This window comes from Streptomyces sp. NPDC102441 (assembly GCF_044765585.1).
GTDB lineage: Bacteria > Actinomycetota > Actinomycetes > Streptomycetales > Streptomycetaceae > Streptomyces.
This window is the reverse complement of record NZ_JBIWKH010000007.1, coordinates 199,321-223,577: the sequence shown is the minus strand read 5'-3', so window position 1 is coordinate 223,577 and position 24,257 is coordinate 199,321. Positions and strand designations below refer to the sequence as shown.

Below are 24,257 nucleotides of genomic sequence, written 5' to 3'. Positions count from 1 at the left end.
CGTGGGGATCATCTCGGCGCTGGCGTCAGGGCCGGCGAAGCGCTGGACGGCGCTGATCAGCGGGGGCGCCTACGCGTTCGCCGCCGTGGCCTTGCTGCTGCTGCGCCCCTGGCAGCCGCCGGCGGGCGGCTGTCAGGCATCTGGCCCCACCGCCGTGGTCTGCGACGCCGGCAGCGGTGAGCCGCTGGCGCTCGCCGCCCTCGGGGTGCTGGCGGTCGTCGCCGCGAGTGGCGCCTCCCTGGTGGTGACGGCCCTGGCGGGACCGCTCGTGCATCTGCTGTCCGGCACCGCGCTGCCCGTACGCGGACCGGTCGCCGCACTGGTCGCCCGTGGGGTCGCCGGCCGCGTGGGGGCGAAGCAGCGGCTCACCGCCCAGGCCGAGGAGCCGTGGACGAGCCGCGCCGCCGCCGAGGCGCGCCGGAAGCTGCACCGGCGCCCCGTGCAGGACGTGCTGACGGCGCCGACCAGGATCGGCGACAGCTTTGCCGCCATGGGCGAACGCATCCTGGGGCGGCACCGGCTGGACGCCCAGCTCTGCTGGCCGCTGCTCCAGCAGGTGTTCGACGAGCCCGCCCGGCGCGATCTGGAGCGTGCCTCGGATCAGGTGCTGGGCCGGGCGCGCAACCTGGTCTGGGCGGCGCTCACCGTCGTCACCGCCCTGCCGCTCGCCCTGCTGGACCGCGTCGCCCTGTGGCCCGCCGCGCTGGCCGCCCTCGCGGGCGCCGTGGTCGGCGCGTTGCTCCTTGCCGGGCTGGGGGACGGCGTCGACGACTACGCGGACACCGTGGAGGCGGCGCTGCTGCGCCACCGGGACGCGCTCTACGCGGCGGCCGCTTGGCCGCTCCCCGAGGACACGGTGGACGAGAAGCGGACGGGCGAGGCGTTCACCGCCTACCTCCGGCGCACCGGCCACCCCGCACCGCAGATCACCTTCGAACGTCCGCCGCCCGAGGAGCCGCCGGTCCCGTGATCGACTACAGCCACCCGGCGCGGGAGCGCGGCCGGGACAGCGACCTGGCGGCCGCCCTCCACGCCGCCGCGGACCACGCCGAACGCCTCGTCCAGCAGGGCGCGCACGCCGGGGCGGACCCGACGGCGGAGCTGACCGGCTGGTACGACACGGTGCAGGCGGTGGCGGACGCCTGCGCCCGGGCCGTCGGCAACGTGCCCTCGCCGGACGAGGCGCGGGCGCTGGACACGTGGCTCCTGCGGGCCTCCGACTGCCTGGGCGCCTGCCGCCGGCTGCTCCGCGCGGTCCGGCACATCACCGAACCGCCCATGACCGACGCCGAGGTGCGGGACGCCTACCTCGCCCTGCTCGACCTGACGCACGTGGTCCACGAGTCGGCCGACCATGTCCGCCGCTCGCTTGCCGTCCGGCGCGACGGCATCCCGCCGCGGGAGGCTCCCGAGCGGTTCGTCCGGAGCAGGATCGCCCACCAGGACCTCATGCGGCGGGCGTTACGCCTCCTCCCGGATGAGGACGCACGGCGGGACGAGTGGATGTTCCGCTACGTGGTCCTTGCGCAGCGCGTCGCGGAGTACGGCGGGGACAGCCCCGGCGAGGCGGAGGCGGCCCGGGCGACCGCGGAGGAACTGGCCCGGCCCGGCAGCCGCCTGGACGACGCGCAGCGGGCGCAGATGCGCGCCGCCGGGGCCGCGCTCGCCACCCAGGTGCACACCGGTGGGGACGCCGCCCGGGCCACGGGTGCCGCGGACCTCGCCCTGGCCCACCGGGCCGTCTGGCAGGCCGCCCAGGACGATCCGCTGGCCGCCGCCCGGTTCGGCGCCGAGCTGCTGCGGGCGATCACGGTCGGCGAGAACGTCGAAGGGCTCGGCCTCCACGACGCGGTAGCGGCACTGGAGCGCGCCGTTCGGACCATGGACCCCGGCTCGCCGGAATGGCCCGAGGCCCTGGCGGCGAGGGCCCTGGCCCGCACCCAGGTGATCGGGACCTGGTCGGTCCGGGAGCGCGACATCGGGGCGGTCGTCCACGAACTCGACGGCGTCCGGGGTTTGTTGCCGCCGGGACATCCGATGACGGCGCCGATCAACCTCGCCCTCGTGCAGCTCCTGTCCCTGCGCGGCTCGGGCGAGGGCTCACTGAGCGACATCCGGTCCGCGCTCGCCATGCTGCGCCGGGCACGGGCCCAGCACCCCGCCGACCCCATGCACCGCTTGGTCCTGGACGCCGTCTTCGCGCAGGTCCACACCGCCTTCCACTACCACGCGGGGGCCGACGACGCGGACTGCACCGGCACCGGCGACGAGGCCACCCCCGCGGTGGACCGGGTCGGGCACGCGGTCCGCACACGGCAGTTGCTGCGCCTGTGCGTGGACCGGGCGCGGCGGCTGGCGGATGTGCGGGAGGACCACAGCCCGGAACTGCTGGCGCTGGTCCAGCACACCCTGGGCTGGTCGCTGCTGATGGCCGCCACTTACACGGACGGCGGCAGCCCGCCCGGCGGCGGCGAGCGGTACGCGCTGCTGTCCGAGGCCCGTACGGTCCTGACGGAGTCCCTGAGCCGCACCGACGAGCGGTCTCCGCAGCGCGCCGGGCGGGAACTGCTGCTGCACATCGTCGGCTTCGTCGAGGCCCAGGCGCCGACGGCCCAGCCGGGCGCCGCCCGCCCGCCCACCGACGCCATCGGCCTGCTGGTGGAACGGCCTGACGTGGCGTCCCGCCCGCCGTTCCAGGACACCGTGCGCACCGTCCACTTCTACGCCGAGACCCTGACGGCTCGCACCGCCCGCGGTGCGGAGGACCCGGGAGACCGGGACCGGCGGCTGCGGCGGATGGAGGAGGCCGTGGCCGCTCGGCCGGACGCGGTGGACACCCTCGCCGTGGACCTGCGGATGCAACTGGCCCGGGCACACCGCGCGGTGAGCCCCGCTCCAGCCGGGCTCGGCGATCTGCTGGTCCGGGCCGCGCGGCCCGGACAGTCGTCGGCGGCAGGGGGCCGGGCGGGGCGCGAGCGGTCCCGCCGGCTCGGGCGGGAGGCCCTCGGTCTGCTGGCGCGCCGGGCGCTGGTGCAGGAGGTCGCCGCCGACGCCGTGCTGACGGCGGAACGGGCCGGGCCGCTCTCCCGAGAGGTCGCCGCCTGGTGCGTCGCGGACGGCGCGTTGGAAGAGGCCGTCGGGATGCTGGAGCGCGGCCGGGCGCTCGCCCTGCACACGGAGATGGTCACCGTCGACGTACTGAGCACGCTGTCCGGGCTCGGCCGCGCCGATCTGGCCGGGGAGTGGCGCGGCTGGCGGGACGCCGCACTTCGGCAGAACCGGGCGGGTCACCGGCCGGACGGGGCGGCGACCGGGCGCGGGACCGCCCCTGGGGAGGGCGCGGGCGGCGACGCCTGGGACTCGTACGCCGAACATCCGGTGCCCGAGCGCCTCGGCGCCCGGGTGCGGGCGGTGCTGGAGGAACACGGCGCCCTGGACACGCTGCTGGGGACGGTCCCGGTGCCGGAGATCGCGGCGGCGCTGCGCAGGACCGGCAACCACGAGCTGGTGTACCTGCTGCCGACCCAGAACTCGCCCGTCTCCGGGGGCGCGCTGCGGGTGCGGAGCGACGGCGGCGTCCGCTGGATGCCCCTGAGCGGCCTGGCGGACCCCTCCTCCCTGGACGCCTACACGGGCGCCCTGGAACTGCTGCTCTCCGCGCCGAGGGCGGATGCGGTCGAGCACGCCTGGCGGGCCCGTCTGGAGGAGGTGTGCGACTGGGCGGGGCGGGCGGTGGTGGAGCATCTGGCGCGGGACGCCAGGGGTGCCGGGGCCGACTGCCTGCCTCGGCTGGTGCTGGTGCCGCTCGGGGCGCTGGCCGCGGTGCCGTGGAGCGCGGCACGGCTGCCGGGGGCAGGCGGGCGCCCGGGCCGGGCGGTCGACCGGCTGGTGCTGTCCACCGCCCCTTCCGCCCGGATGTTCGTCGCCGCGGCCGGGCAGCCCCCCGTCCGGGCTGGGGACGGCGCGCTGCTGGTCCTGGGGCTGACGGGGGCCCAGGCCCGGAGTTCGTCGAGCAGGGCGCTGCACCGGCTGTACCCGAGGCCGCGCCTGCTGGCGCCGGAGGCGGGCCGCCCGTCCGGCCGGCCGGTCCGCGGCCCGGACGGCACGACGCGGCCCGCGGAGGTCCTCGACGAGATCCGGCGGGCCGCCCTCTCGCACGGCATCGTGGACGTCTCGGCACACCTGCTGCCCGATCCGTCGGACAGCTGGCGCTCGCACCTCGCCTTCGGCGCAGTCCTCGGCCCGGACGGGACGCCGGCCGGGGACATCGACCGCCTGTCCGTGCAGACCATTGCGGCGCAGCGGTTCCCCGTGCCGCCGGACGGGCCCGGGCTGTGCGTCTCCCTGGCCTCGTGCATGAACGGCCTGCCGCGCCGCCACCAGGACGAGTCGTTCACCATGGCGGCGGCGTTCCTGGCCGGGGGAGCGTCGTCCGTGCTGGGCTCGTTGTGGCTGGTGAGGCTGCACGCGACGGCCCTCGTCGACCTCCTGTTCCACCACGGGCTCCGCACGGGCCACGCGCCGGTGGACGCGCTGCGTCAGGCGCAGCTCTGGATGGCCGGCCCGGTGCGGGAGCCGCCCACGTCGATGCCGGCCGACGTGCGGCGGCTCGCGGCCGAACTGCTGAACGCCCTCACGGCCTCGGGCCACGATCCGGCGGACCCGGCGTTCTGGGCGGGACTGGTGGTCGTGGGCCGCTGAGCAACGGGCGGGGACGCGCGGAGTGGCCGGCGCGAGGGTGGCGAGGCGGTCGGCCTGCCGGCTCGGTTCCCGGACGCGGTCGAGGGCGGCGGGGAGCCGGGCGGCGATGGCGCGGGTACTGATCCGGGTCCGGACGGCGCCGGCTCGGCCGGGGCGGGGGTGCGAGGCGGGCCCGCAGGAACACGAAGCGGGCGGACATGGCGACTTTCGAGCCCTTGCGCCTCCGGGCGGCGCGGTAATGGAGGAGGGTCTGCTTTCCCGGTCCCGGCCGCAGAGCTCGGAACGGCCCTGCGGCCGTGCTCCTGTCGCACGCGGACCTCGGCCTCCCGGAGCGGACATAGCCGAAGCCGGCGACCGTTCCTTCGTCCGTTGTGTCGCCGGCGAGAACGGGGCTGGACTCGGATCTCTTGTGCCACACAGTTCCTCCGCAACGGGACCGGACGTCATGCGGCGTCCGGGTCCGTACCGGTCCGACGTGGGGAGGCAGCCTGCCGACGACAGAAGGGGGTGGGGCCTCGGCGCCGCGCGAGGCAAGTAGAGCAACGTAACACAAATACCCACAACGTGGCCGGAGTTCACTACAACCAGGCCGTGTCTTCAGGAGATCTTGAGTGGTGGATCATGGCCCGGTGGTCCGTCGCCGTGAACTATCCGATCGCGCCCGGGAGTTGGTCCGGCAGCTGCTGCCCACGACTGCACCCGGTCACCACCGTGATGGAGGCGATCCGGGTGCCCCGCACCGGCCCCGGGTGCGGCCCGCGCACCAGATCGGCAGCAGGAGACGAGGCACTGTCGGCCGAACATGGATCTGACCTCGGGCAACGCGTCCCCGACAGGCCCGGCGGCGTGAGCGCCGGGCCTGTCGGTAGGACGGTCAGTAGGCGTAGAACCCCGAGCCCGTCTTGCGGCCGAGCCTGCCTGCGTCCACCATCCGCTGGAGCAGCGGGGGAGCGGCGTACAGCGGCTCCTTGTATTCCGCGTACATCGAGTCGGCGACCGAGGCCACGGTGTCCAGGCCGATCAGGTCGGCGAGCTTGAGCGGGCCCATCGGGTGGGCGCAGCCCATCTCCATGCCGTTGTCGATGTCCTCGCGGCTGGCGATGCCCGACTCGAACATCCGGATCGCCGAGAGCAGATACGGGATCAGCAGGGCGTTGACGACGAAGCCCGACCGGTCCTGGGCGCGGATCGCGTGCTTGTCCAGCACGGTCTGCACGACTGACTCCGCACGCTTTATGGTCTCGTCGGACGTCGTCAGCGCGGGGATCAGCTCGACGAGCTTCTGCACCGGGGCCGGGTTGAAGAAGTGGATACCGATGACGTGGTCCGGCCGGGAGGTCGCCACGGCCAGCTTCACCAGGGGGATCGAGGAGGTGTTCGAGGCGAGGATCGCGTCAGGCCGAGTCACCACCTGGTCGAGGACCTGGAAGATCTCGGTCTTGACCTGCTCGTTCTCCACGACGGCCTCGATCACGAGGTCGCGGTCGGCGAACTCGCCGAGGTCCGTGGTGAAGCTGAGGCGGCCGAGGGTCTCGTCGCGCTCCTCCGTGGTGATCTTGCCGCGTTCGGCGGCCTTGGAGAGCGAGTTGTGGAGCCGGGTACGCCCTATCTCCAGGGCTTCGCCGGTGGTCTCGGCCACCCTGACATCGAGGCCGCTGCGCGCGCACACCTCCGCGATGCCTGCGCCCATTTGGCCACAGCCCACCACTCCGACGCGTGCAATGTCGGCCATAGAGTCCGTCACCTCGTGCCTTTCGCTGATCTTCGTGCGGCAGTCCCGTTTGATTCCGGTGCCCGCCTCGACGCCACGACGTTACTCCGCGATCCGGCTCCGGTGAGCTGCGGGTCGGGGAGTCCGGGCACAGGCATGATCTGTGTCACGCCTGCCGGTGTGACACACAGGAACAGAGAGATGAAAGGGTGCACAGATGCCTCGTATGGGCCGGAGGTCATTGGTGATGGGTGCGGCGGGCACGGTGGCCGCGCTCATCACAGCGGGTGATGCCGCCGCCGTGCGCGGATCCGCATCGCCCCGGTACGGAAGCCGGGGGCGCAGGGCGGACCAGGGCGAGCTCCGCGGGGTGTGGATCGCCACGGTGGCCAATCTGGACTGGCCCTCGTCCCCGGGCCTGAGCGCCGCGGCCCAGGAGGCGGAGCTGATCGCCCACCTGGACCGGGCGGTCGCACTGCGGCTGAACGCCGTGGTTCTCCAGGTCCGGCCGAGCGCCGACGCGCTGTGGCCCTCCTCGTACGAGCCGTGGTCCCAGTGCCTCACCGGTGTCCAGGGGAAGGACCCCGGCTGGGACCCGCTGGGTACGGCGGTCCGCGAGGCGCACGCCCGCGGTCTTGAGCTGCACGCGTGGTTCAACCCGTACCGGGTCGCGAACCACACGGACCCCTCGCGACTCGTCGCCTCCCACCCCGCCCGGCTGCACCCGGACTGGGTCCTGCCGTACGGCGGGAAGCTCTACTACAACCCGGGGCTGCCCGAGGTCAGGGAGTTCGTCCAGGACGCGATGCTCGACGCGGTGAGCCGCTACGCCGTCGACGCGGTGCACTGGGACGACTACTTCTACCCCTACCCGGTCGCAGGCCAGGTCTTCGACGACGACGCCGCGTACGAGCGTTACGGCGAGGACTTCGCGGACAAGGCGGCCTGGCGCCGCGACAACACCGACCGGCTGGTGCGCGAGACGGCGGAACGTATCAAGGAGGTCAGGAGCGGGGTCGCGTTCGGGATCAGCCCCTTCGGGGTGTGGCGCAACGCGACGACCGATCCGCTGGGCTCCGACACGGCGGGCGGCGTGCAGACCTACGACGACCTGCACGCCGACACCCGGAAGTGGGTCAAGGAGGGCTGGATCGACTACATCTGTCCGCAGATCTACTGGAACATCGGCTTCGCCGCCGCCGACTACGCGAAGCTGCTGCCGTGGTGGGCCGAGACGGTCCGCGGCACCGGAGTCGGCCTGTACGTCGGGGAGGCGCTCTACAAAGCCGGTGATCCTGCCCAGCCCGCCGCCTGGCAGGACCCGGCCGAACTCTCCCGCCACCTCGACCTCGACGCGGACCATCCGGAGGTGGGCGGCCACATCTTCTTCTCCGCGAAGCAGGTGAAGACCGACCCCGTCGGGGCCATGGCCCGGGTGGTGGCCGACCACTACCAGGTCCGGGCCCGCACACCCCGCTGACCGGAGCCGCCGGGCCGACGCCGCCCACGGCCCGGACGCGCGCGCCGGGGGCCACTCGTGCCCCCGGTCCACGCGCTCTAGCGGTGCCGGTCCTCGGGGGCGGTGTGCTGGATGACGCTGTCGGGGCCCGGCGACCTGATCGATTCATGGCCGTCCTCGAAGCGCAGACGGTACGGGGGACTGCCCCCGTCGCCCAGCACCTCGATGATCTCTGCGACCCGGTCGTGCTGTCCCACGGTCCTGCCGTGCGTCAGCAGCCGGTCGCCCGTGTGTGCCTCCATCGGGAGTGACCTCCTCACGGGTGGCGGTCCATGTCGACAAGTCTATGTCGGCACGGACGTGTCGGCTCCCGTGCGTCGCGCACCGCGGCGCCTCCCCGCACGCTGGGTGACGGCGATGCAGACGAGGACGGCCACCGCTGCCACCGGGGCGGCGGCGGACACCTCCTCACCGAGGGCGAGGAACGACCAGACCAGGGTGAGCAGCGGCTGTGCCAGCTGGAGCTGACTGGCTCGCGGGACCCCGATCTCGGCCATGCCCCGGTACCAGACGTACAGCCCGAGGAAGGTCGATCCGGCGGCCACCCAGACCAGCCCGATGACCCCGTGCGCCGTGAGGTGGGCCGGTTCGAAGGGCAGCGCCACGGCGGCGCCGGCCACCGAGAGCGGCAGGGCGAGGACGAGGGCCCAGCCGATCACCTGCCAGCCCGGCATCACCCCGGCCAGCCTGCCGCCCTCGGTGTATCCCGCCGCGCAGACCAGCAGCGCCCCGAACAGATACAGATCACCGCCGGAGAGCTTCCCGCCGCTCTGCTGGACCGTGAAGGCGATCACCACGGCAGCGCCGGCCAGTGCCGCGGCCCAGAAGGCGCGTGGTGGGCGGGACCCGGTGCGCAGCGCCGAGAGGAGCGCGGTCGTCAGCGGCAGCAGCCCCACCACGACGGCCGCGTGCGAGCTCGTGGTGGTCTGCAGCGCAAGCGTGGTCAGCAGAGGGAACCCCACCACCACGCCGCCCGCGACGACCGCGAGGCCGGCCCGGTGGCGTCGCGCGGGCACCGGCACCCGGCCGATGAGCAGCGCGCATCCCGCGATCAGTGCCGCGAGCACACTGCGCAGCGCGACCAGGGACCAGGGGCCGAAGCTCTCCAGCCCCCACACCGTGGAGGGAAAGGTCAGCGAGAAGGCGAGGACGCCCAGCCCGGCGAGCAGGACGCCACTTCCCGGGCCCCGGCGCACCGTCGGCGAAGCGACATCAACCGCTATCGTCACCTGATCAGTAGTGCTATTCTCTGCTCTCATGCATGAGCGTAGCAGCGCTGCTGAACTGGTGACTTCTCTGAGGGATGAGCTGAACCGCTACTCATCCGGTGAGAAGCTGCCGTCCAGTCGGTCACTCGTCGAGCGCTTCAAGGTCAGTCCGGTGACCGTCTCCCGGGCCGTCGCGCAGCTCGCCGCCGAAGGTCTCGTCGTCACCCGCCCCGGATCCGGAGCCTTCCGCGCCGAGACCCGCACCCCCGCGCCCGCTCCGGGGGACACCTCCTGGCAGGAGGTCTCGCTCAGCGGGGGCGGCGGACCCGAGGTCGTGCCACGCACCGTCGACGCGTCGGGCGTCCTCGTCACCCTCGCCGAACCCCCCTCCGGCGTCATCGAATTCAACGGCGGCTACCTCCACCCCGGCCTGCAGCCCGAGCGGGCTCTCGCCGCCGCCCTGGCCCGGGCCGGCCGCCGGCCCGGTGCGTGGGGGCGCCCGCCCACCTGCGGGCTGCCCGAACTGCGCGCCTGGTTCGCCCGCGAGATCGGCTCCACGCTCACCGGGTCCGACGTCCTGATCACGGCGGGCGGGCAGAGCGCCCTGGCCACCGCGCTGCGGGCGCTCGCCCCGCCCGGTGCCCCCGTCCTCGTCGAGTCGCCCACCTACCCGGGCATGCTGGCCGCCGCCCGCGCCACGGGCCTGCGGCCGGTACCCGTTCCCATGGACGCCGACGGGGTCCGGCCCGACCTGCTGGAATCCGCCTTCCGCTCCACCGGGGCCAAGGTCTTCGTCTGCCAGCCGCTCTTCCACAACCCGACGGGCCTCGTCCTCGCCCCCGAGCGGCGTGAGCGCGTCGTGCGGGCGGCGAGACGGGCGGGCGCCTTCGTCGTCGAGGACGACTTCGCCCGCCGCCTCGTCCACGACGACGCCGGCCCGCTGCCCGAGCCGCTGGCCGCCGACGACCCGGACGGCGTCGTGGTCCATGTGCGCTCCCTCACCAAGATCACCTCGCCCAGCCTCCGCGTGGGAGCACTGGCCGCGCGTGGACCCGTGCGGGAACGGCTGCGCGCGATCCAGGTCGTCGACAGCTTCTTCGTGCCGCGCCCGATCCAGGAGGCCGCGCTCGAACTCGTGAGCTCCCCGGCCTGGGAGCGCCATCTGCGTACCGTGGCCGCCGAGCTCGGCAGCCGCCGCACCGCGATGACGGCCGCCGTGCGCAGCCGGCTCCCCGAACTCACCCTGGCGCACGTGCCGTCGGGCGGCGGCAGCATCTGGCTCCGGCTCCCCGGGCCGGCAGCCGAGGAACCCGCACTGGTCTCCGCCGCGATGCGGGCCGGCGTCGCGATCGCCCCCGGCCGCCCCTACCACTGCGCCGAACCGCCCGCCGGACACGTCAGGCTGAGCTTCGCGGCCGTCTCGGGCCCCGCCGAGATCGCCGAGGGGGTACGCCGGCTCCGCACCGCCGTCGACGACCTGCGGGGCCGGAGCGATAACCTCCCCGGGTGAATGACGACGACAGCGCCGGACGGCGCCACGAGATCTCCGACGACCCCGCGCGGCTCGACATCGCCCGCATCCACCAATGGCTGTCCACGGACGCCTACTGGGCCCTGGGGCGCACCCGTGAGCAGCAGGACCGGGCGATAGCGGGATCGCTGAACTTCGGGGCCTACGACCCCGATTCGGGCGAACAGACCGCCTACGCCCGTGTGGTCACCGACCGTGCCTCCTTCGCGTGGGTGTGCGACGTGTACGTCGACCGCGCGGCCCGCGGCCAGGGTCTCGGCACCCGGCTCGTCACCGCCGTCCGGGACGAGCTGGCGCCGCTGGGGGTACGCAGGTTCCTGCTCGCCACGAAGGACGCCCACGGCGTCTACGCGAAGCTCGGATTCACCCCGCTCGCCGAACCGGACATGTGGATGGCCCTCCAGGTGGGCTGAGGCACAGACCTCCGCCCGGCGTTCAACGCCCTCTTGACCGGCGCGGCGCCGGGCCCCACGATCTCGCTCATGAGTGTTCGGGTGTCCCTGGTCGCCGCGGCGCGCAGCTCCGCCCTCCTCGCCGAGCGCTTCGACGACGACCGGCCCCTCGACCACACCGGCTGGCGCGAGGTCCAGCTCGCCGCCCACACACTGGTGAGGCTCGGCGCCGCCGAGCTGCGCTACTGCTCGCCCACCCCGCGCAGCCGCGCCACGGGCGACGCCCTCGGCTTCGCCCCACTGGTCCAGCCCGCGCTGCGCGACTGCGACATGGGCCGCTGGCGGGGCCTGACCCTGTCCGATGTGGCCGCCCGCGAGCCGGCGGGTGTCGATGCCTGGCTCGCCGATCCGCGCTCGGCCCCGCACGGCGGTGAATCCCTGCTCGCCTTCATATCCAGGGTGGGGAGCTGGCTCGACACCCGCCCGGTCCGTGAGGGCGCCGTCGTCGCCGTCGCCGAACCCGCCGTGGTCCGGGCGGCCCTCGTGTACGCCCTCAAGGCCCCGCCGTCGACGTACTGGAACGTCGACGTGCGCCCGCTCTCCACCGTGACGATCACCGGACTGCCCGGCCGCTGGAGTCTCAGCATGGAAGCGTTGCCACGCTGACGAAGCCACCGGTCGAAGGAACGGTGCGTACGGCGCCTTCCCGCCGGTCCGACCAGTCGGTATGGTGCGGAGAGCCGAGACGAGGAGAGACCCGTGCCGCAGATCCAAGGCCACTGTGACGACCGGTTCGCCGCGGTGCGTGACGCGTTCGCGGCGAACTTCGCCGAGCGCGACGAGCTGGGCGCGGCGGTCACCGTCCTGCTCGACGGCCGCCCCGTGGTGGACCTCTGGGGCGGCTGGGCCGACGGGGAACGGACCCGCCCGTGGGAGCGGGACACCGTGGTCAACGTCTGGTCCACGACGAAGGGCCCGACCGCGCTCTGCGCCCATGTCCTCGTCGACCGCGGCCTCCTGGACCTGGACGCCCCGGTGGCTGACTACTGGCCCGAATTCGCCGCCGCGGGCAAGGAATCCGTACGCGTACGCCATCTCCTCTCGCACCGCTCGGGGGTCGCCGGCCTGCGCGAGCCGCACACCCTGGCCGAGCTCTACGACTGGGAGCTGACCACGGCCCGGCTCGCGGCCACCGAACCCTGGTGGGAGCCGGGCACCCGCTCCGGCTACCACGCGATCTCGTACGGCTTCCTCGTCGGCGAGGTCGTCCGCCGGATCACCGGCCTGCTCCCCGGGGAGTTCCTGCGGAAGGAGATCACCGGACCGCTTGGCATCGACTTCACGGTCGGCCTCCCGGAGAAGGACGCCGGCCGGGTCGCCGAGCTCGTCCAGCCGAAGGCCGTCCGCCGCGAACAGGCCGCGTTGTTCGCCACCATGGAACCCATGGCCATCGCCTCCCTGCTCAACCCCGGCACCGGTACGGCCGCCGCCAACACCCCCGAGTGGCGCGCGGCCGAGATCCCCGCCGCCAACGGCCACGGCACCGCCCGGGCGGTCGCCTCCCTCTACGGCATCCTCGCCGGGCGGGGCAGCCTCGACGGCCGCCGGATCCTGTCCGAGGAGGCTGCCGAGCGGGTCCGCGAGGGGCAGGGCAGCTGCCGGGACCTGGTCCTGGGGGCGGGCTTCGCCCACGAGACCGAGCTGGGCCTCGGCGTCTGGCTGAGCGGCCCGAACGCGTCGTACGGCCCCAACCCGCGCGCCGTCGGCCACGACGGTGCGGGCGGCTCCTGCGGTCTCGCCGACCCGGAGGCGGGGATCGCACTCGGTTACGTCATGAACCGCATGGGCCCGGCCGTCGCCGACGACCCGCGCAAGATGGCACTGGTCGACGCGGTGTACGAGGCCCTGTGAGCGGTGGTCGGTAGCCCGCCGGGCGGACCAGCCCCGACTCGTACGCGAACACCGGTCCACTAATCCTCGCGCGGCCTGCGCGGCAGCCGCAGCGCCGCCACGACCCCCCGTCATATTTTTCAGCTTGGACATGGCACGACTCCGGCGCCCGGGCAGGGGAACCCGGCCGTACGACGGTGGAACTTCCGCTGCCCCGCTGCACTGGGCGAGGCCGAAGGTGACGACGGCGGGCGTCGGCGGGCGTCGGCGGGCGTCGGCGGGTCGAGGTCGGAGAGCGGGTCTCGTTGAATCCGGTACCGAAGTTATGGAGCAGCCCGCGTGGTCGGAGTCCCGCCGGGGAGTGCACTTCGCCCGTAGCTCCGAAGTACTACGGGGCAGGGGCCGGTCCGACCGCTACGGCCTGCGGCGGGGCTTTCCGCGCTTGGCGCCGCCCTTGGGGTTCTTGGCGCCGCCGGTGCCGCCGGTGCCGCCGGAGCCGCCCCGGGAGGTCTTGCCCGCCGCAGGCTTGCGCGGGGCGCTGCTCTTCTTGTCGGTGCGCTTGCCCTTGGGCTGCGGCGGAGTCGGGGGGCGCCCCCGGGTGCTGTTGACCGTCCGCCCACGGACGATCCCGATGAATTCCTCCACCAGGTCGGTCGTCCTCTCCTCCGGCCACGACAGCGCGATCCGCGACTCGGCGGCGCCGGTCAGCGGCCGGTAGGTGAGGTCCTTGCGGTGGTGCAGCCGGGCCAGGGACTGCGGGACGACCAGCAGCCCCACCCCCGCCGCCACCAGCTCGACGGCGTCCTCCGTCGTGGCGGGCCGCTCCAGCGCGGGCCGGCCCGGCGGGCGCTCCCAGCCGAGGGTGTCGTCGAGGGGGTGCAGCACGATCTCGTCGGCGAGGTCCTCGGCCGACATCTCCTCGACGGCCGTCGCGGCATGGTCCTTGGGGATCACGACCACGGTCGTCTCGGTGTAGAGAGGGATCGCGCTGAGGTCCGTACGGTCCACGGGCAGCCGCACGAAACCGGCGTCCGCGCCGCCGTCGCGCAGCAGACCCGCGGCCTCGGCGGCGGGCACGCCGACCAGGGTCAGGGGGGTGCCGGGCAGCCGCTCGTTCCAGATCCGCACCCATTTGGTCGGGGTCACGCCCGGGACGTAGGCGAGCCGGAACGCAGGGGGTACTTCCGAGCCTGTCACCCCGCCAGGTTACCGGCCGTGGTCGGAGGCGGCGCACATGCTCGATACCCTGGACACCATGACGTCGCACCAGACCACCCAGACAATGAAGCCCGCCACCGCGGCGAAGAAGCTGGGTGTGTACCTCGAAGCCACCCCCGCCGAGTTCCAGGAGGGCGTCGTCTCGCGCGCCGAGCTGGCCGCGTTGCAGGCCGACCCTCCGGAGTGGCTGCAGGAGCTGCGCCGCAACGGCCCGCACCCCCGGCCGGTGGTCGCCTCGAAGCTGGGCGTCTCCATCGCCGGCCTCGCGCGCGGCGGTGTCACGGAGCCCCTCACCACCGAGCAGATCGACGCCCTGAAGCAGGACGGCCCCGAGTGGCTGCAGAAGGAGCGCGCCACCCAGGCGGAGGTCCGCAAGGAGGCGGTACGCATCAAGGAGCGCGACGCGGCCCGCGCCGAGCAGACCGACCGCGACTGACGTTCCGGCCACGGTGTGCGCCGGCGGGAACGTTCCCCGGCCGCGCCGGCCCGGACGAAGGGGCCCTCAGGCCCCCGTGTAGAACTCGATCGTCGCCACCGTCGTCGCTGTCACGGTCTCCGGGTCCGCGCCCGAAGCGGCGAAGGCGCGGCCCCATTCCTCGCCCGAGCGCGCCACGAACCCCCTCGCCTCGGGTGAGTTCTGCCACTCCACGGCGTCCTCCGGGCTGATCCCGTCGCCTGCCAGGTGCCATCCGAGCCCCAGAAGTGCCAGGTCCCAGCCGATCCCGACCGCGCCCGGCCCGAACTGGCTCCGGAACTCCTCGGGAACCACGGACGCGTGCTCCAGCTCCAACACCGTCCGGTGGCTGCCCTCCGGCGCGAGGCGTACCTCGACCTCGCTGAAGCCGGGGTCCGGACCGGCCGACCAGGACACACGCAGCCGCTCCGGGGGGACGCACTCGACGATCTCGCCGCCGGCGTTCCCCTCCAGCTGGTAGCCGCCGCCGACACGGAACTCACCGGTCACCGGAAGGAACCACCGGGCGATCCGTTCCGGCGAGGTCACCGCGTCCCAGACATCGGCGGCACCGGCGTCGAAGGTGCGCCGCAACAGCACCGTGCCCGCCTCCTCCGAGGCCACACGGCGCGTGCCGACCTCCCGGTGCACACGGCTGATCTCGTCGAGGATCTCGCCCATGGCCGCTCACGTCCTTCCCTGTATCCGCGCTCGCGCCGCGCTCCGTCGGCCCGGGACCATGTAACCGGTGTTCTGCCGCACCCGCTCACTGTGAGCGAGCATGTCGGCAGGCCTCCGAGCGTGGATCCTCAAGGGACCCCCATCGGCGTTGTCGTCAATCTTCCCCAAGGTCTCGGCTTCTCCCCCGCTCTCGGCTCCGCTCGAGCGGGGGGACCCCCATGACCAGGGGAGACCCCAATCGCTCCGCGTTGCCTCAATCCTCTGCCGTGCAACTGCACGCACCCAGCCCCGCTCCTTCTTCCGCCCACCATTTGCCGGACGGTCTTAGTCACGCAGGGAAGCCGAGCGGCGGGTGCTCGAGCACGCGGGGCTCGTACTCGACCAGCTGGATGCGGCCGTCGAAGGTGCGGTGCTCGATCATCTCGAGGGCGACGTCCGGATAACCGTCGTAGATGCGTTCTTCGCCCGTGGCCCCGGTGATCACCGGGAACATCACGACCCGGAAGCGGTCGACGAGTCCGGCTCGTAGCAGGGACCGGCACAGGCTGAGGCTGCCGATCGTGCTGAGGAGCCCCGAGCCACTCGACTTCATGGCGCGGACCGCCTCGACGGCGTCGTCGCGGACGAGCGTGGAGTTGGCCCACGTCAGTGGCTCCTCGAGTGAGGAGGAGAACACCACCTTGGACGCTTGCGTGAGCTCGTCGACGGACGCCTCTTCCTCGGGCCTGAACTCGTCTTGGCCATTCGGGACCTTGCCTGCGGCGAAGCCCGACATCTGGCGATAGGTGTTCGCTCCCATCAGATGGGTGGCCTCGGGCTGCTCGCCGAGCCATGCGAGGTACTCCGGGCCCTCGAGGCCCCAGAACCCGGGCCACCCCTCTCCCGATGCATGGCCGTCGAGGGAGGTGATGAAGTCGACGAGAAGCTCCGACATGGCGGTGTCCTTTCCTGAGGTGTCACGAGCTTGGACCGGCCGGGAGCCATAAACTCATCGGCCGCGCTGTGGAGTGCCGAGAAAGCGGCCCGGCCAACCGTCACGCTCAGCCGGGGCCACGTAAGACGCTCAGGGCCGACTGAAGCGCTCGGTCTCAGATATGTGACTGAGCGGCGTAGGTGGTCTGCCTGGCCAACTACGTGCACGCGCGGGACACAGCTTCGGGCGTGCTCGGGGTCAGCTAGAGCCGGATCGCGCGAACGTCGATGCTGACGGACGCCTTTCCGATCGTGTTGCTGACCAAGACGTTCACCGACCCGAGGCTCTGCGCGGCCATCGTGGACCGGTTGACGTTCGGCGGGAATATCATCGGGACCGGCACCGACTCCTACCGGCTGGCGGCCACCCGCGCCCGCGCCGAACAACAGGCCGCAGCACAGCAGGCTGCCGGCTGACTCCCGGCCGGCAGGCCAACGTCTGCGCCCTCTATGGCCCGCGACCCCAACCGGTCTTGGGGACCAGCGATGCAGCCGTCGACGCCAGGTAGCTGATCATGGTCGCGGTACGAGGCAGCCCGAGCGCTGCTGCCTCGGCGGTGGCCATGACACCAGGAGGGCAACGAGACGCCCCGCCCCACCCCCGCTTCAGGTGGGGGAAACTGGGAGACTGCCGGGTATGGATATCCGTCGCAGGAACAATGTCACCGTCACCGGCCGTGTGGACGGGCCGGTGCTCCTGCTGGCGCACGGGTTCGGCTGTGACCAGAACATGTGGCGCCTGGTGCTCCCTGCTCTGGCCGAGGACTTCCGTGTGGTGCTCTTCGACTACGTGGGCTCGGGCGGGGCGGACCCTTCGGCCTGGGATGAGCGGCGCTACGGCTCGCTGGAGGGCTATGCGCTGGATGTGCTGGAAGTCTGTGAGGAGCTGGACCTGCGGGATGTGACCTTCGTGGGGCATTCGGTCAGTGCGATGGTCGGGGTGCTCGTGGCGGCGAAGGCGCCGCAGCGGTTCTCCCGTCTGGTGATGGTCGCCCCGTCGCCTCGTTACATCGATGAGGAGGGGTATCGGGGCGGGTTCAGCGCGGACGATATTGATGAGCTGCTGGAGTCGCTGGAGTCGAACTATCTGGGCTGGTCGGCGGCGATGGCCCCGGTGATCATGGGGAACGCGGACCGCCCGGAGCTCGGCCAGGAGCTGACGGCCTCGTTCTGCGCGACCGACCCGGACATGGCCCGGATTTTCGCCCGTACGACGTTCCTGTCCGACAGCCGGGGCGACCTGAAGGCGGTCGTCGTGCCGACGCTGGTGCTTGAGTGCAAGCAGGACGTGATCGCCCCCCGCGAGGTCGGCGCCTACGTTCACGCCGCGATCCCGGGCAGCCGCCTGGTGACGCTGGAGGCGACGGGGCACTGCCCACAGCTGAGCGCCCCGCAGGCCACAGCCGGGGCGATCACCAGCTTCATCGGAGCCAGTGGATGATGTGCCGCACCGGTCAGGAGCCGGACGGGGATGCCACCGACGCGGTGTTCATCTCCCTGCTGGAGGACAGCGCGGAGGAGCTGTATGAGCAGGCTCCGTGCGGCTACCTGTCGACGTTGATGGACGGCACCATCGCGAAGATCAATACCACCTTGCTGGACTGGCTGGGCCTGTCCCGGTCCCAGGTGGTGGGGCGGATGCGGTTCACCGATCTGCTCACGGTGGGCGGCAGGCTCTACCACGAGACGCACTTCGCGCCGCTGTTGCAGATGAGCGGCGCGGTCAGCGGCATCGCCTTGGACATCAAAGCCGCCGCCGGTCAGCGGGTGCCGGTGCTTATCGCCTCGAAGGTGAAGGTGAGTGAGGACGGCGAGCCGATGCTTGTCCGCACCACCGTCTTCGACGCCCGTGAGCGCCGTGGCTACGAGGCTGAGCTGCTGCGCAGTCGCCAGGCGGCGGAGGAAGCGCGCCGCCAGGCCGAGGCCGACCGTGAGCGGCTCCAGGAGGCTCTCGCCGTCCTTCAGCAGAACCTGCTGCCCGCCCAGCTGCCCACCGTTCCGGGTCTGGAGGCCGGCTCCTACTACCACACGGCCTCTGCGGATCTGCTGGGCGGAGACTTCTACGATCTGTTCCCCCTGGACGCAGGCCGGTGGGCGTTCTTCCTCGGCGACGTGTGCGGCAAGGGCCCCAAGGCCGCCACGGTCACCTCGCTGACCCGCTACACCCTGCGCACCGCAGCCCTGCACGACCCGGACCCCGTCACCGTGCTGACCACCTTGAACACCGTGCTGCACGAGCGGTACAGAAGCGGCGACCCCCGCTACTGCACCGCCATATTCGGTGTCCTGAAACCCGGCGACGGCCAGGTCGGCGTGCACCTGGCCTCCGGCGGCCACCCCCCGGCACTGATCCAGCGCGCGGACGGCACCGCCGACTACCTCCCCACCCCCGGCGGGATGCTCATCGGCGTCCTGCCCCAGGTCCACTTCACCGCCGCCCGCACCCAACTGTTCCCCGGCGACACCCTGCTCCTCTACACCGACGGCCTGACCGAGGCCCGCACCGGACCCGAACGCGAGCTGTACGGCGAGGACGCCCTGCGCACCTTCACCGCCGGACAGCCGCCGACGGGCCCCCAAGCCCTGGTCACCGCCCTGACCGGGCTCCTCACCAGCTTCGGCGACGGACTCGACGACGACACCGCGCTGCTCACCCTCGGCGTGCCGCCTGCGCATCCGATCTCCGTTCCCATCCCTGCGAGTGAGACCTGAGATGACCCCACTGACCATCACCTCCCGCGACGCGGCCACCGGCCCCGTACTGGAGATCACCGGCGACCTCGACCATAGGACGGCACCCGAACTCCGCCAGGCCGTAGGCAACCTCACCCTGGCCGCCGGGCAACTGATGGTCCTGGATCTGGCCGGCCTGGAATTCTGCGACTCCAGCGGCATCACCGCTCTGCTGGCCGCCCGGAACCTGGCCATCGAACAAAGCAGCGGCATAGCCCTGGCCGCGGTCCCCGACAACACCGCCCGAATCCTGCACACCGTCGGCCTGGACCGGGTCTTCACCATCCACCCGGACGCCTCAGCGGCCACCACCCCAGCTCCGCAGCGTGCTGATCCAACCCGGGAAACAGTTGACGTCGCATCACGACGTTCGGGTGGGGCTGGGCCTGGAGGCGTTCGCGCAGGTCGATTTCCTCGGCGGTGAGCGGGGTTCCTCGGGGCTGCGGATGCGGACGAGCTTGCGCCGCAGCGTTGGCCTGGCGCCACCCAAAGTGGAGCCAGAACTCACCTACAAAGGGAGTCAACGAGCACCTACGAAGCCAGTCAGATCCATCGCCAGGCGGCGGTGCCGGAGCAGGTGAACCACGTGGGTGCGGGCCACCGCCGGCAGCGAGGTGGCCTCCGTCAGCTCGCCGAACCGCTGAGGACGCTCCCGGACCAGCTCCAGCAGTTCCCCCTGGAGCCCGAGGCGGTCGGACATCGGGCGCCTCCGGCAGGTTCCGTTCGGCCAAGCGCTCAAAGCAATGCATCCGCCTCGTGGCCAGCAGGTACTGCAACCCGGGACGTGCCGTTGCCCCGCCCGCCAGGTGAACCCGCGAACCGGCACCGATGCGATGGCCGGGACGACGGTCACTCCGAGCCGCCCCCGTCTTTGCATAAAACTGCATAGGTGCGTATAGTCATGCCATCAATGAGGAGGAATTCCGATGGTGGTACGTGTGGCAGTGGCAGGGGCGAGCGGATACGCCGGCGGGGAACTGCTCCGTCTGCTCCTCACCCACCCACAGGTCGAGATCGGGGCCCTCACCGGCCACTCCAACGCGGGGGAGCGGCTCGGTGCGCTGCAGCCGCATCTGAGGCCGCTCGCGGACCGCGTTCTCCGGCCGACCACGGCGGAGGTGCTCGGTGGGCACGACGTGGTCTTCCTGGCCCTGCCGCACGGGCAGTCCGCCGCCGTGGCCGAGCAGCTCGGTGACGAGGTGCTCGTCGTCGACATGGGTGCCGACTTCCGGCTGGAGAACTCCGCCGACTGGGAGAAGTTCTACGGATCGACGCACGCCGGCACCTGGCCCTACGGTCTGCCCGAGCTGCCCGGTGCCCGCGCGGCGCTGGAAGGCACCAAGCGCATCGCCGTGCCCGGCTGCTACCCGACGGCTGTCTCCCTCGCACTCTTCCCTGCGTACGCGGCCGGCCTCGCCGAACCCGAGGCCGTCGTCGTTGCCGCGTCCGGCACCTCGGGCGCGGGGAAGGCGGCCAAGCCGCACCTGCTCGGCTCCGAGGTCATGGGCAACATGTCGCCGTACGGCGTCGGCGGGGTCCACCGGCACACCCCCGAGATGATCCAGAACCTCGGCGCCGCGGCCGGTGAGCCCGTGTCCGTGTCCTTCACCCCGACCCTCGCGCCCATGCCCCGCGGCATCCTCGCGACGTGCAGCGCGAAGGCGAAGCCCGGGGTGAGCGCCGAGTCGCTCCGCGCGGCGTACGAGAAGGCCTTCGCCGACGAGCCCTTCGTCGACCTGCTGCCCGAGGGGCAGTGGCCCGCCACCGCCGCCGTATACGGATCCAACGCAGTGCAGATCCAGGTCGCCCACGACGAGGCTGCCGGGCGGATCATCGTGATCAGTGCCATCGACAACCTCGCCAAGGGCACCGCCGGAGGCGCCCTGCAGAGCATGAACATCGCCCTCGGACTTCCCGAGGACACAGGTCTTTCCACGATCGGAGTCGCACCGTGAGCGTCACGGCAGCCAAGGGATTCACGGCGGCGGGCATCGCCGCCGGGATCAAGGACAGCGGTAACCCGGACCTGGCCCTCGTGGTCAACAACGGGCCTCGCCGCGCCGCCGCGGGTGTGTTCACCTCCAACCGGGTCAAGGCCGCGCCCGTCCTCTGGTCGGAACAGGTCCTCAAGGGCGGCGAAGTGACCGCCGTCGTCCTCAACTCCGGTGGAGCCAACGCCTGTACGGGCCCCCAGGGCTTCCAGGACACCCACGCCACCGCGGAGAAGGCCGCCGAGGTCCTCGCCGGGCACAGCGCCGGCGAGATCGCGGTCGCGTCGACCGGGCTGATCGGTCTGCTCCTTCCCATGGACAAGCTCCTGCCCGGCATCGAGACGGCCGCCGCCGCCCTGAGCGAACACGGCGGCGAGAAGGCCGCCATCGCGATCAAGACCACGGACACGGTCCACAAGACCGCTGTCGCGGGCGGCGAGGGCTGGAGCGTCGGCGGAATGGCCAAGGGCGCGGGCATGCTCGCCCCCGGCCTCGCCACCATGCTGGTCGTCCTCACCACCGACGCCGACGTCGAAGAGCCCGCGCTCGACACCGCGCTGCGCGCCGCCACCCGCACCACCTTCGACCGGGTCGACTCCGACGGCTGCATGTCGACCAACGACACCGTGCTGCTGCTCGCCTCCGGGGCGAGCGGAATCACCCCGGCGCAGGCCGAGTTCGACCAGGCCGTGCAGAGCGTCTGCGCCGACCTCGCCCGGCAGCTGATCGGCGACGCCGAGGGCGCCTCCAAGGACATCCGCATCGAGGTGATCAACGCGGCGACCGAGGACGACGCCGTCGAGGTCGGCCGGTCCATCGCCCGTAACAACCTCCTCAAGTGCGCCATCCACGGGGAGGACCCCAACTGGGGCCGGGTCCTCTCCGCGATCGGCACCACGAAGGCCGCCTTCGAGCCCGACCGGCTGAACGTCGCGATCAACGACGTCTGGGTCTGCAAGAACGGCGGCGTCGGCGCGGACCGCGACCTGGTCGACATGCGCTACCGGGAGGTCAGGGTCACCGCGGACCTCGCGGCAGGGGACGAGTCGGCGGTCATCTGGGCCAACGACCTGACCGCCGAGTACGTCCACGAGAACAGCGCGTACAGCTCGTGAGCGCCGCGAGGAAGCACACCGCGCTGCCCAAGGCGCAGATCCTCATCGAGGCGCTGCCCTGGCTCACCCGGCACAACGGCAGGACCGTCGTCATCAAGTTCGGCGGCAACGCCATGATCGACGAGGAGCTGAAGGCCGCTTTCGCCCAGGACGTCGTCTTCCTGCGGCACGCCGGCCTCAAGCCCGTCGTCGTGCACGGCGGGGGCCCGCAGATCAGTGCCCAGCTCGACAAGCAGGGCCTGGTCAGCGAGTTCAAGGCCGGACTCCGCGTCACCACACCCGAGGCGATGGACGTCGTACGGATGGTGCTGGCCGGGCAGGTCCAGCGCGAGCTCGTCGGACTGCTCAACCAGCACGGCCCGCTCGCGGTCGGCATGACCGGTGAGGACGCCCACACGATCACCGCCACCCAGCACCGTCCGATGATCGACGGTGAGGCCGTCGACATCGGCCGGGTCGGCGAGATCACCGCCATCGACACCGGGGCGATCCAGGCACTGCTGGACGACGGCCGGATCCCGGTCATCTCCTCCATCGCCCGTTCCGCCGAGGACAACCACGTCTACAACGTCAACGCCGACACCGCGGCCGCCGCACTCGCCGCCGCGCTGGACGCCGAGACGCTGATGGTCCTCACCGACGTCGAGGGCCTCTACGAGGACTGGCCGAACAGCGACGACGTCATCAGCCGCCTCACCGCCACCGAGCTGGAGAAGCTGCTGCCCGACCTCTCCAGCGGCATGGTGCCCAAGATGCGGGGCTGCCTCCACGCCGTACGCAACGGTGTCGAGACCGCACGGGTCATCGACGGCCGCGTCCAGCACTCGATCCTGCTGGAGATCTTCACCGACGAGGGGATCGGCACGATGGTCGTGCCCGACGCGACCCCCGTCGTACGGCACGACGCAGAGGGGGAGTCATGACAGACAACGCGGAGTTCGCACAGCGCTGGCAGGGCGCGCTGATGGACAACTACGGCACCCCGCAACTGCCGTTGGTGCGCGGCGCGGGTGCCCGTGTGTGGGACGCGGAAGGCACCGGGTACCTCGACTTCGTCGGCGGTATCGCGGTCAACGCGCTCGGCCACGCCCACCCCGCGGTGGTCGAGGCCGTCTCCACGCAGATCGCCACCCTCGGTCATGTCTCCAACCTCTACACCGCCGAGCCGCCCATCGCGCTCGCCGAGCGGCTCCTGACGCTCTTCGGCCGGACGGGCAGGGTCTTCTTCTCCAACTCCGGCGCCGAGGCCAACGAAGCGGCCTTCAAGATCGGCCGGCTCACCGGGCGTACGCACATGGTGGCCACCGACGGCGGCTTCCACGGCCGGACCATGGGCAGCCTCGCCCTGACCGGCCAGCCCGGCAAGCGCGACCCGTTCCTGCCGCTGCCAGGCGACGTCGCACACGTGCCGTACGGCGACATCGAGGCGCTCCGGGCTGCGGTGACCACCGACACGGCCCTGCTGATCATCGAGCCGATGCAGGGCGAGAACGGCGTCGTCGTACCGCCCAAGGGGTATCTGGAGGCCGCCAGGGAGATCACGCGGGCCACCGGAACACTGCTCGTCCTGGACGAGGTGCAGACCGGGATCGGCCGCTGCGGCCACTGGTTCGAGCACCAGGCCCACCAGGGCGTCGAGCCCGACGTGGTCACCCTGGCCAAGGGGCTCGGCGGCGGGCTGCCGATCGGCGCCACCGTCGCGTTCGGCGCCGCGGCCGACCTGCTGAAGCCCGGTCAGCACGGCACGACGTTCGGCGGCAACCCCGTCGCCTGCGCCGCCGGTCTCGCCGTGCTGGACACGCTCGCGGCCGACGGAACGCTGGACACCGTGAAGCGGCTCGGCGAGCGGATCAGGGACGGCGTCGAGAGCCTCGGCCACGCGTTGGTCTCCCACGTCCGCGGCTCGGGACTGCTGCTGGGTATCGTGCTCACCGGGCCCCTCGCACCCAAGGTGCAGCAGGCGGCTCAGGGAGCCGGACTCCTGGTGAACGCGCCCGCCCCCGACGTCGTACGGCTCATGCCGCCGCTGATCATCGGTGACGCCGAGGTGGACGCGTTCCTGCGGATCCTGCCGGGAGCTCTCGACGCGGCTTACGGGGACGGACGATCCGGAGAGTGACCATCCGGAGAATGAGGCGACG

General features: G+C 72.3%; 22 protein-coding genes and 1 pseudogene. 16 read left to right on the top strand and 7 right to left on the bottom strand.

Annotation, left to right across the window (positions count from 1 at the left end; all coding sequences use genetic code 11):
• The first annotated feature begins 1 nt into the window (after window position 1).
• Both ACIREO_RS17505 and ACIREO_RS17500 read left to right on the top strand, forming a co-directional pair.
• Window positions 2-970 (top strand): hypothetical protein, encoded by a 969-nt coding sequence (locus ACIREO_RS17505; protein WP_404110486.1) that lies wholly within the window; start codon window positions 2-4, stop codon window positions 968-970.
• Window positions 967-4,701: a CHAT domain-containing protein gene (locus ACIREO_RS17500; RefSeq protein ID WP_404110484.1), complete on the top strand. Its 3,735-nt coding sequence runs from the start codon at window positions 967-969 to the stop codon at window positions 4,699-4,701. The genes ACIREO_RS17505 and ACIREO_RS17500 overlap by 4 nt, the downstream gene beginning before the upstream one ends.
• 874 nt (window positions 4,702-5,575) lie before the next feature.
• On the opposite strand, the gene ACIREO_RS17495 is transcribed toward ACIREO_RS17500, so the two are convergent.
• Window positions 5,576-6,433 carry a 3-hydroxybutyryl-CoA dehydrogenase gene (locus ACIREO_RS17495; RefSeq protein WP_404110481.1) on the bottom strand — a complete coding sequence of 286 codons (858 nt, stop codon included), beginning with the start codon at window positions 6,431-6,433 and terminating at the stop codon, window positions 5,576-5,578.
• 223 nt (window positions 6,434-6,656) lie between these two features.
• On the opposite strand from ACIREO_RS17495, the gene ACIREO_RS17490 reads away from it, so the two are divergent.
• A complete protein-coding gene (locus ACIREO_RS17490; RefSeq protein ID WP_404111064.1) occupies window positions 6,657-7,892 on the top strand; it encodes a glycoside hydrolase family 10 protein in 1,236 nt (411 codons plus the stop codon).
• A 77-nt stretch (window positions 7,893-7,969) separates the two neighbouring features.
• Here ACIREO_RS17490 and ACIREO_RS17485 read toward each other — a convergent pair whose 3' ends face one another.
• Both ACIREO_RS17485 and ACIREO_RS17480 read right to left on the bottom strand, forming a co-directional pair.
• Window positions 7,970-8,173: a DUF1918 domain-containing protein gene (locus tag ACIREO_RS17485; RefSeq protein WP_404110479.1), complete on the bottom strand. Its 204-nt coding sequence runs from the start codon at window positions 8,171-8,173 to the stop codon at window positions 7,970-7,972.
• Window positions 8,174-8,215: 42 nt separating this feature from the next.
• Window positions 8,216-9,190: a DMT family transporter gene (locus ACIREO_RS17480; protein ID WP_404110476.1), complete on the bottom strand. Its 975-nt coding sequence runs from the start codon at window positions 9,188-9,190 to the stop codon at window positions 8,216-8,218.
• On the opposite strand from ACIREO_RS17480, the gene ACIREO_RS17475 reads away from it, so the two are divergent.
• The 4 genes from ACIREO_RS17475 to ACIREO_RS17460 all read left to right on the top strand — a co-directional run bounded on the left by ACIREO_RS17475 (window position 9,189) and on the right by ACIREO_RS17460 (window position 12,973).
• On the top strand, window positions 9,189-10,649 hold the full coding sequence (locus ACIREO_RS17475) for a PLP-dependent aminotransferase family protein (protein WP_404110473.1): 1,461 nt from the start codon (window positions 9,189-9,191) through the stop codon (window positions 10,647-10,649). The two genes, ACIREO_RS17480 and ACIREO_RS17475, sit on opposite strands and share 2 nt — an antisense overlap.
• Complete coding sequence (locus tag ACIREO_RS17470) at window positions 10,646-11,083, top strand: GNAT family N-acetyltransferase (protein WP_404110470.1); 438 nt, start codon at window positions 10,646-10,648, stop codon at window positions 11,081-11,083. Before ACIREO_RS17475 ends, ACIREO_RS17470 begins: the two co-directional genes overlap by 4 nt.
• A gap of 69 nt (window positions 11,084-11,152) precedes the next feature.
• Window positions 11,153-11,728 carry a histidine phosphatase family protein gene (locus ACIREO_RS17465; protein ID WP_404110468.1) on the top strand — a complete coding sequence of 192 codons (576 nt, stop codon included), beginning with the start codon at window positions 11,153-11,155 and terminating at the stop codon, window positions 11,726-11,728.
• Window positions 11,729-11,821: 93 nt separating this feature from the next.
• Window positions 11,822-12,973, top strand: coding sequence for a serine hydrolase domain-containing protein (locus ACIREO_RS17460; RefSeq protein WP_404110465.1), 1,152 nt, complete (start codon window positions 11,822-11,824; stop codon window positions 12,971-12,973).
• Between the two features lie 393 nt (window positions 12,974-13,366).
• On the opposite strand, the gene ACIREO_RS17455 is transcribed toward ACIREO_RS17460, so the two are convergent.
• Entirely contained in the window at window positions 13,367-14,149 is a 783-nt protein-coding gene (locus ACIREO_RS17455) for a LysR family substrate-binding domain-containing protein (RefSeq protein ID WP_404110462.1), read from the bottom strand.
• 58 nt (window positions 14,150-14,207) lie between these two features.
• Between ACIREO_RS17455 and ACIREO_RS17450 the strand changes: the two genes are divergently transcribed.
• Entirely contained in the window at window positions 14,208-14,606 is a 399-nt protein-coding gene (locus tag ACIREO_RS17450) for a DUF5997 family protein (RefSeq protein WP_404110459.1), read from the top strand.
• Between the two features lie 66 nt (window positions 14,607-14,672).
• Here the strand turns inward: ACIREO_RS17450 and ACIREO_RS17445 are convergent, their stop codons facing one another.
• Both ACIREO_RS17445 and ACIREO_RS17440 read right to left on the bottom strand, forming a co-directional pair.
• Entirely contained in the window at window positions 14,673-15,305 is a 633-nt protein-coding gene (locus tag ACIREO_RS17445) for an SRPBCC family protein (RefSeq protein WP_404110456.1), read from the bottom strand.
• 328 nt (window positions 15,306-15,633) lie between these two features.
• The gene (locus tag ACIREO_RS17440; RefSeq protein ID WP_404110455.1) at window positions 15,634-16,239 is read right to left on the bottom strand and encodes a dihydrofolate reductase family protein; all 606 of its coding nucleotides are present in this window, start codon (window positions 16,237-16,239) and stop codon (window positions 15,634-15,636) included.
• Window positions 16,240-16,538: 299 nt separating this feature from the next.
• Between ACIREO_RS17440 and ACIREO_RS17435 the strand changes: the two are divergent.
• From ACIREO_RS17435 to ACIREO_RS17420, 4 genes and pseudogenes are all read left to right on the top strand, one after another.
• Window positions 16,539-16,694, top strand: a pseudogene (locus tag ACIREO_RS17435) (AAA family ATPase); the annotation flags it as partial.
• A gap of 220 nt (window positions 16,695-16,914) precedes the next feature.
• Complete coding sequence (locus tag ACIREO_RS17430) at window positions 16,915-17,718, top strand: alpha/beta fold hydrolase (RefSeq protein ID WP_404110453.1); 804 nt, start codon at window positions 16,915-16,917, stop codon at window positions 17,716-17,718.
• The gene (locus ACIREO_RS17425; protein ID WP_404110450.1) at window positions 17,715-18,989 is read left to right on the top strand and encodes a PP2C family protein-serine/threonine phosphatase; all 1,275 of its coding nucleotides are present in this window, start codon (window positions 17,715-17,717) and stop codon (window positions 18,987-18,989) included. Before ACIREO_RS17430 ends, ACIREO_RS17425 begins: the two co-directional genes overlap by 4 nt.
• Window position 18,990: 1 nt before the next feature.
• Entirely contained in the window at window positions 18,991-19,434 is a 444-nt protein-coding gene (locus ACIREO_RS17420) for an STAS domain-containing protein (RefSeq protein WP_404110448.1), read from the top strand.
• 96 nt (window positions 19,435-19,530) lie between these two features.
• Here the strand turns inward: ACIREO_RS17420 and ACIREO_RS17415 are convergent, their stop codons facing one another.
• Window positions 19,531-19,710 (bottom strand): hypothetical protein, encoded by a 180-nt coding sequence (locus ACIREO_RS17415; protein WP_404110445.1) that lies wholly within the window; start codon window positions 19,708-19,710, stop codon window positions 19,531-19,533.
• Window positions 19,711-19,936: 226 nt separating this feature from the next.
• Here ACIREO_RS17415 and argC point away from each other — a divergent pair, with 226 nt between their 5' ends.
• From argC to ACIREO_RS17395, 4 genes are read left to right on the top strand one after another with little or no spacing between them, the layout of a single operon-like run.
• Entirely contained in the window at window positions 19,937-20,965 is a 1,029-nt protein-coding gene (argC, locus tag ACIREO_RS17410) for an N-acetyl-gamma-glutamyl-phosphate reductase (protein WP_404110442.1), read from the top strand.
• The gene (gene argJ, locus ACIREO_RS17405) at window positions 20,962-22,116 is read left to right on the top strand and encodes a bifunctional glutamate N-acetyltransferase/amino-acid acetyltransferase ArgJ (RefSeq protein WP_404110439.1); all 1,155 of its coding nucleotides are present in this window, start codon (window positions 20,962-20,964) and stop codon (window positions 22,114-22,116) included. The genes argC and argJ overlap by 4 nt, the downstream gene beginning before the upstream one ends.
• Window positions 22,113-23,039: an acetylglutamate kinase gene (gene argB, locus ACIREO_RS17400; RefSeq protein ID WP_404110436.1), complete on the top strand. Its 927-nt coding sequence runs from the start codon at window positions 22,113-22,115 to the stop codon at window positions 23,037-23,039. Before argJ ends, argB begins: the two co-directional genes overlap by 4 nt.
• Complete coding sequence (locus ACIREO_RS17395) at window positions 23,036-24,235, top strand: acetylornithine transaminase (RefSeq protein WP_404110433.1); 1,200 nt, start codon at window positions 23,036-23,038, stop codon at window positions 24,233-24,235. Before argB ends, ACIREO_RS17395 begins: the two co-directional genes overlap by 4 nt.
• Window positions 24,236-24,257: the final 22 nt, after the last annotated feature.

Coding starts and splice junctions, on each gene's coding strand:
- ACIREO_RS17440 (WP_404110455.1), bottom strand. CDS start 16,239: ATGTCGGAGCTTCTCGTCGACTTCATCACCTCCCTCGACGGCCATGCA.
- ACIREO_RS17395 (WP_404110433.1), top strand. CDS start 23,036: ATGACAGACAACGCGGAGTTCGCACAGCGCTGGCAGGGCGCGCTGATG.
- ACIREO_RS17420 (WP_404110448.1), top strand. CDS start 18,991: ATGACCCCACTGACCATCACCTCCCGCGACGCGGCCACCGGCCCCGTA.
- ACIREO_RS17480 (WP_404110476.1), bottom strand. CDS start 9,190: ATGAGAGCAGAGAATAGCACTACTGATCAGGTGACGATAGCGGTTGAT.
- ACIREO_RS17475 (WP_404110473.1), top strand. CDS start 9,189: ATGCATGAGCGTAGCAGCGCTGCTGAACTGGTGACTTCTCTGAGGGAT.
- ACIREO_RS17450 (WP_404110459.1), top strand. CDS start 14,208: ATGACGTCGCACCAGACCACCCAGACAATGAAGCCCGCCACCGCGGCG.
- ACIREO_RS17465 (WP_404110468.1), top strand. CDS start 11,153: ATGAGTGTTCGGGTGTCCCTGGTCGCCGCGGCGCGCAGCTCCGCCCTC.
- ACIREO_RS17430 (WP_404110453.1), top strand. CDS start 16,915: ATGGATATCCGTCGCAGGAACAATGTCACCGTCACCGGCCGTGTGGAC.
- ACIREO_RS17425 (WP_404110450.1), top strand. CDS start 17,715: ATGATGTGCCGCACCGGTCAGGAGCCGGACGGGGATGCCACCGACGCG.
- argC (WP_404110442.1), top strand. CDS start 19,937: ATGGTGGTACGTGTGGCAGTGGCAGGGGCGAGCGGATACGCCGGCGGG.
- ACIREO_RS17485 (WP_404110479.1), bottom strand. CDS start 8,173: ATGGAGGCACACACGGGCGACCGGCTGCTGACGCACGGCAGGACCGTG.
- ACIREO_RS17415 (WP_404110445.1), bottom strand. CDS start 19,710: ATGTCCGACCGCCTCGGGCTCCAGGGGGAACTGCTGGAGCTGGTCCGG.
- ACIREO_RS17445 (WP_404110456.1), bottom strand. CDS start 15,305: ATGGGCGAGATCCTCGACGAGATCAGCCGTGTGCACCGGGAGGTCGGC.
- ACIREO_RS17495 (WP_404110481.1), bottom strand. CDS start 6,433: ATGGCCGACATTGCACGCGTCGGAGTGGTGGGCTGTGGCCAAATGGGC.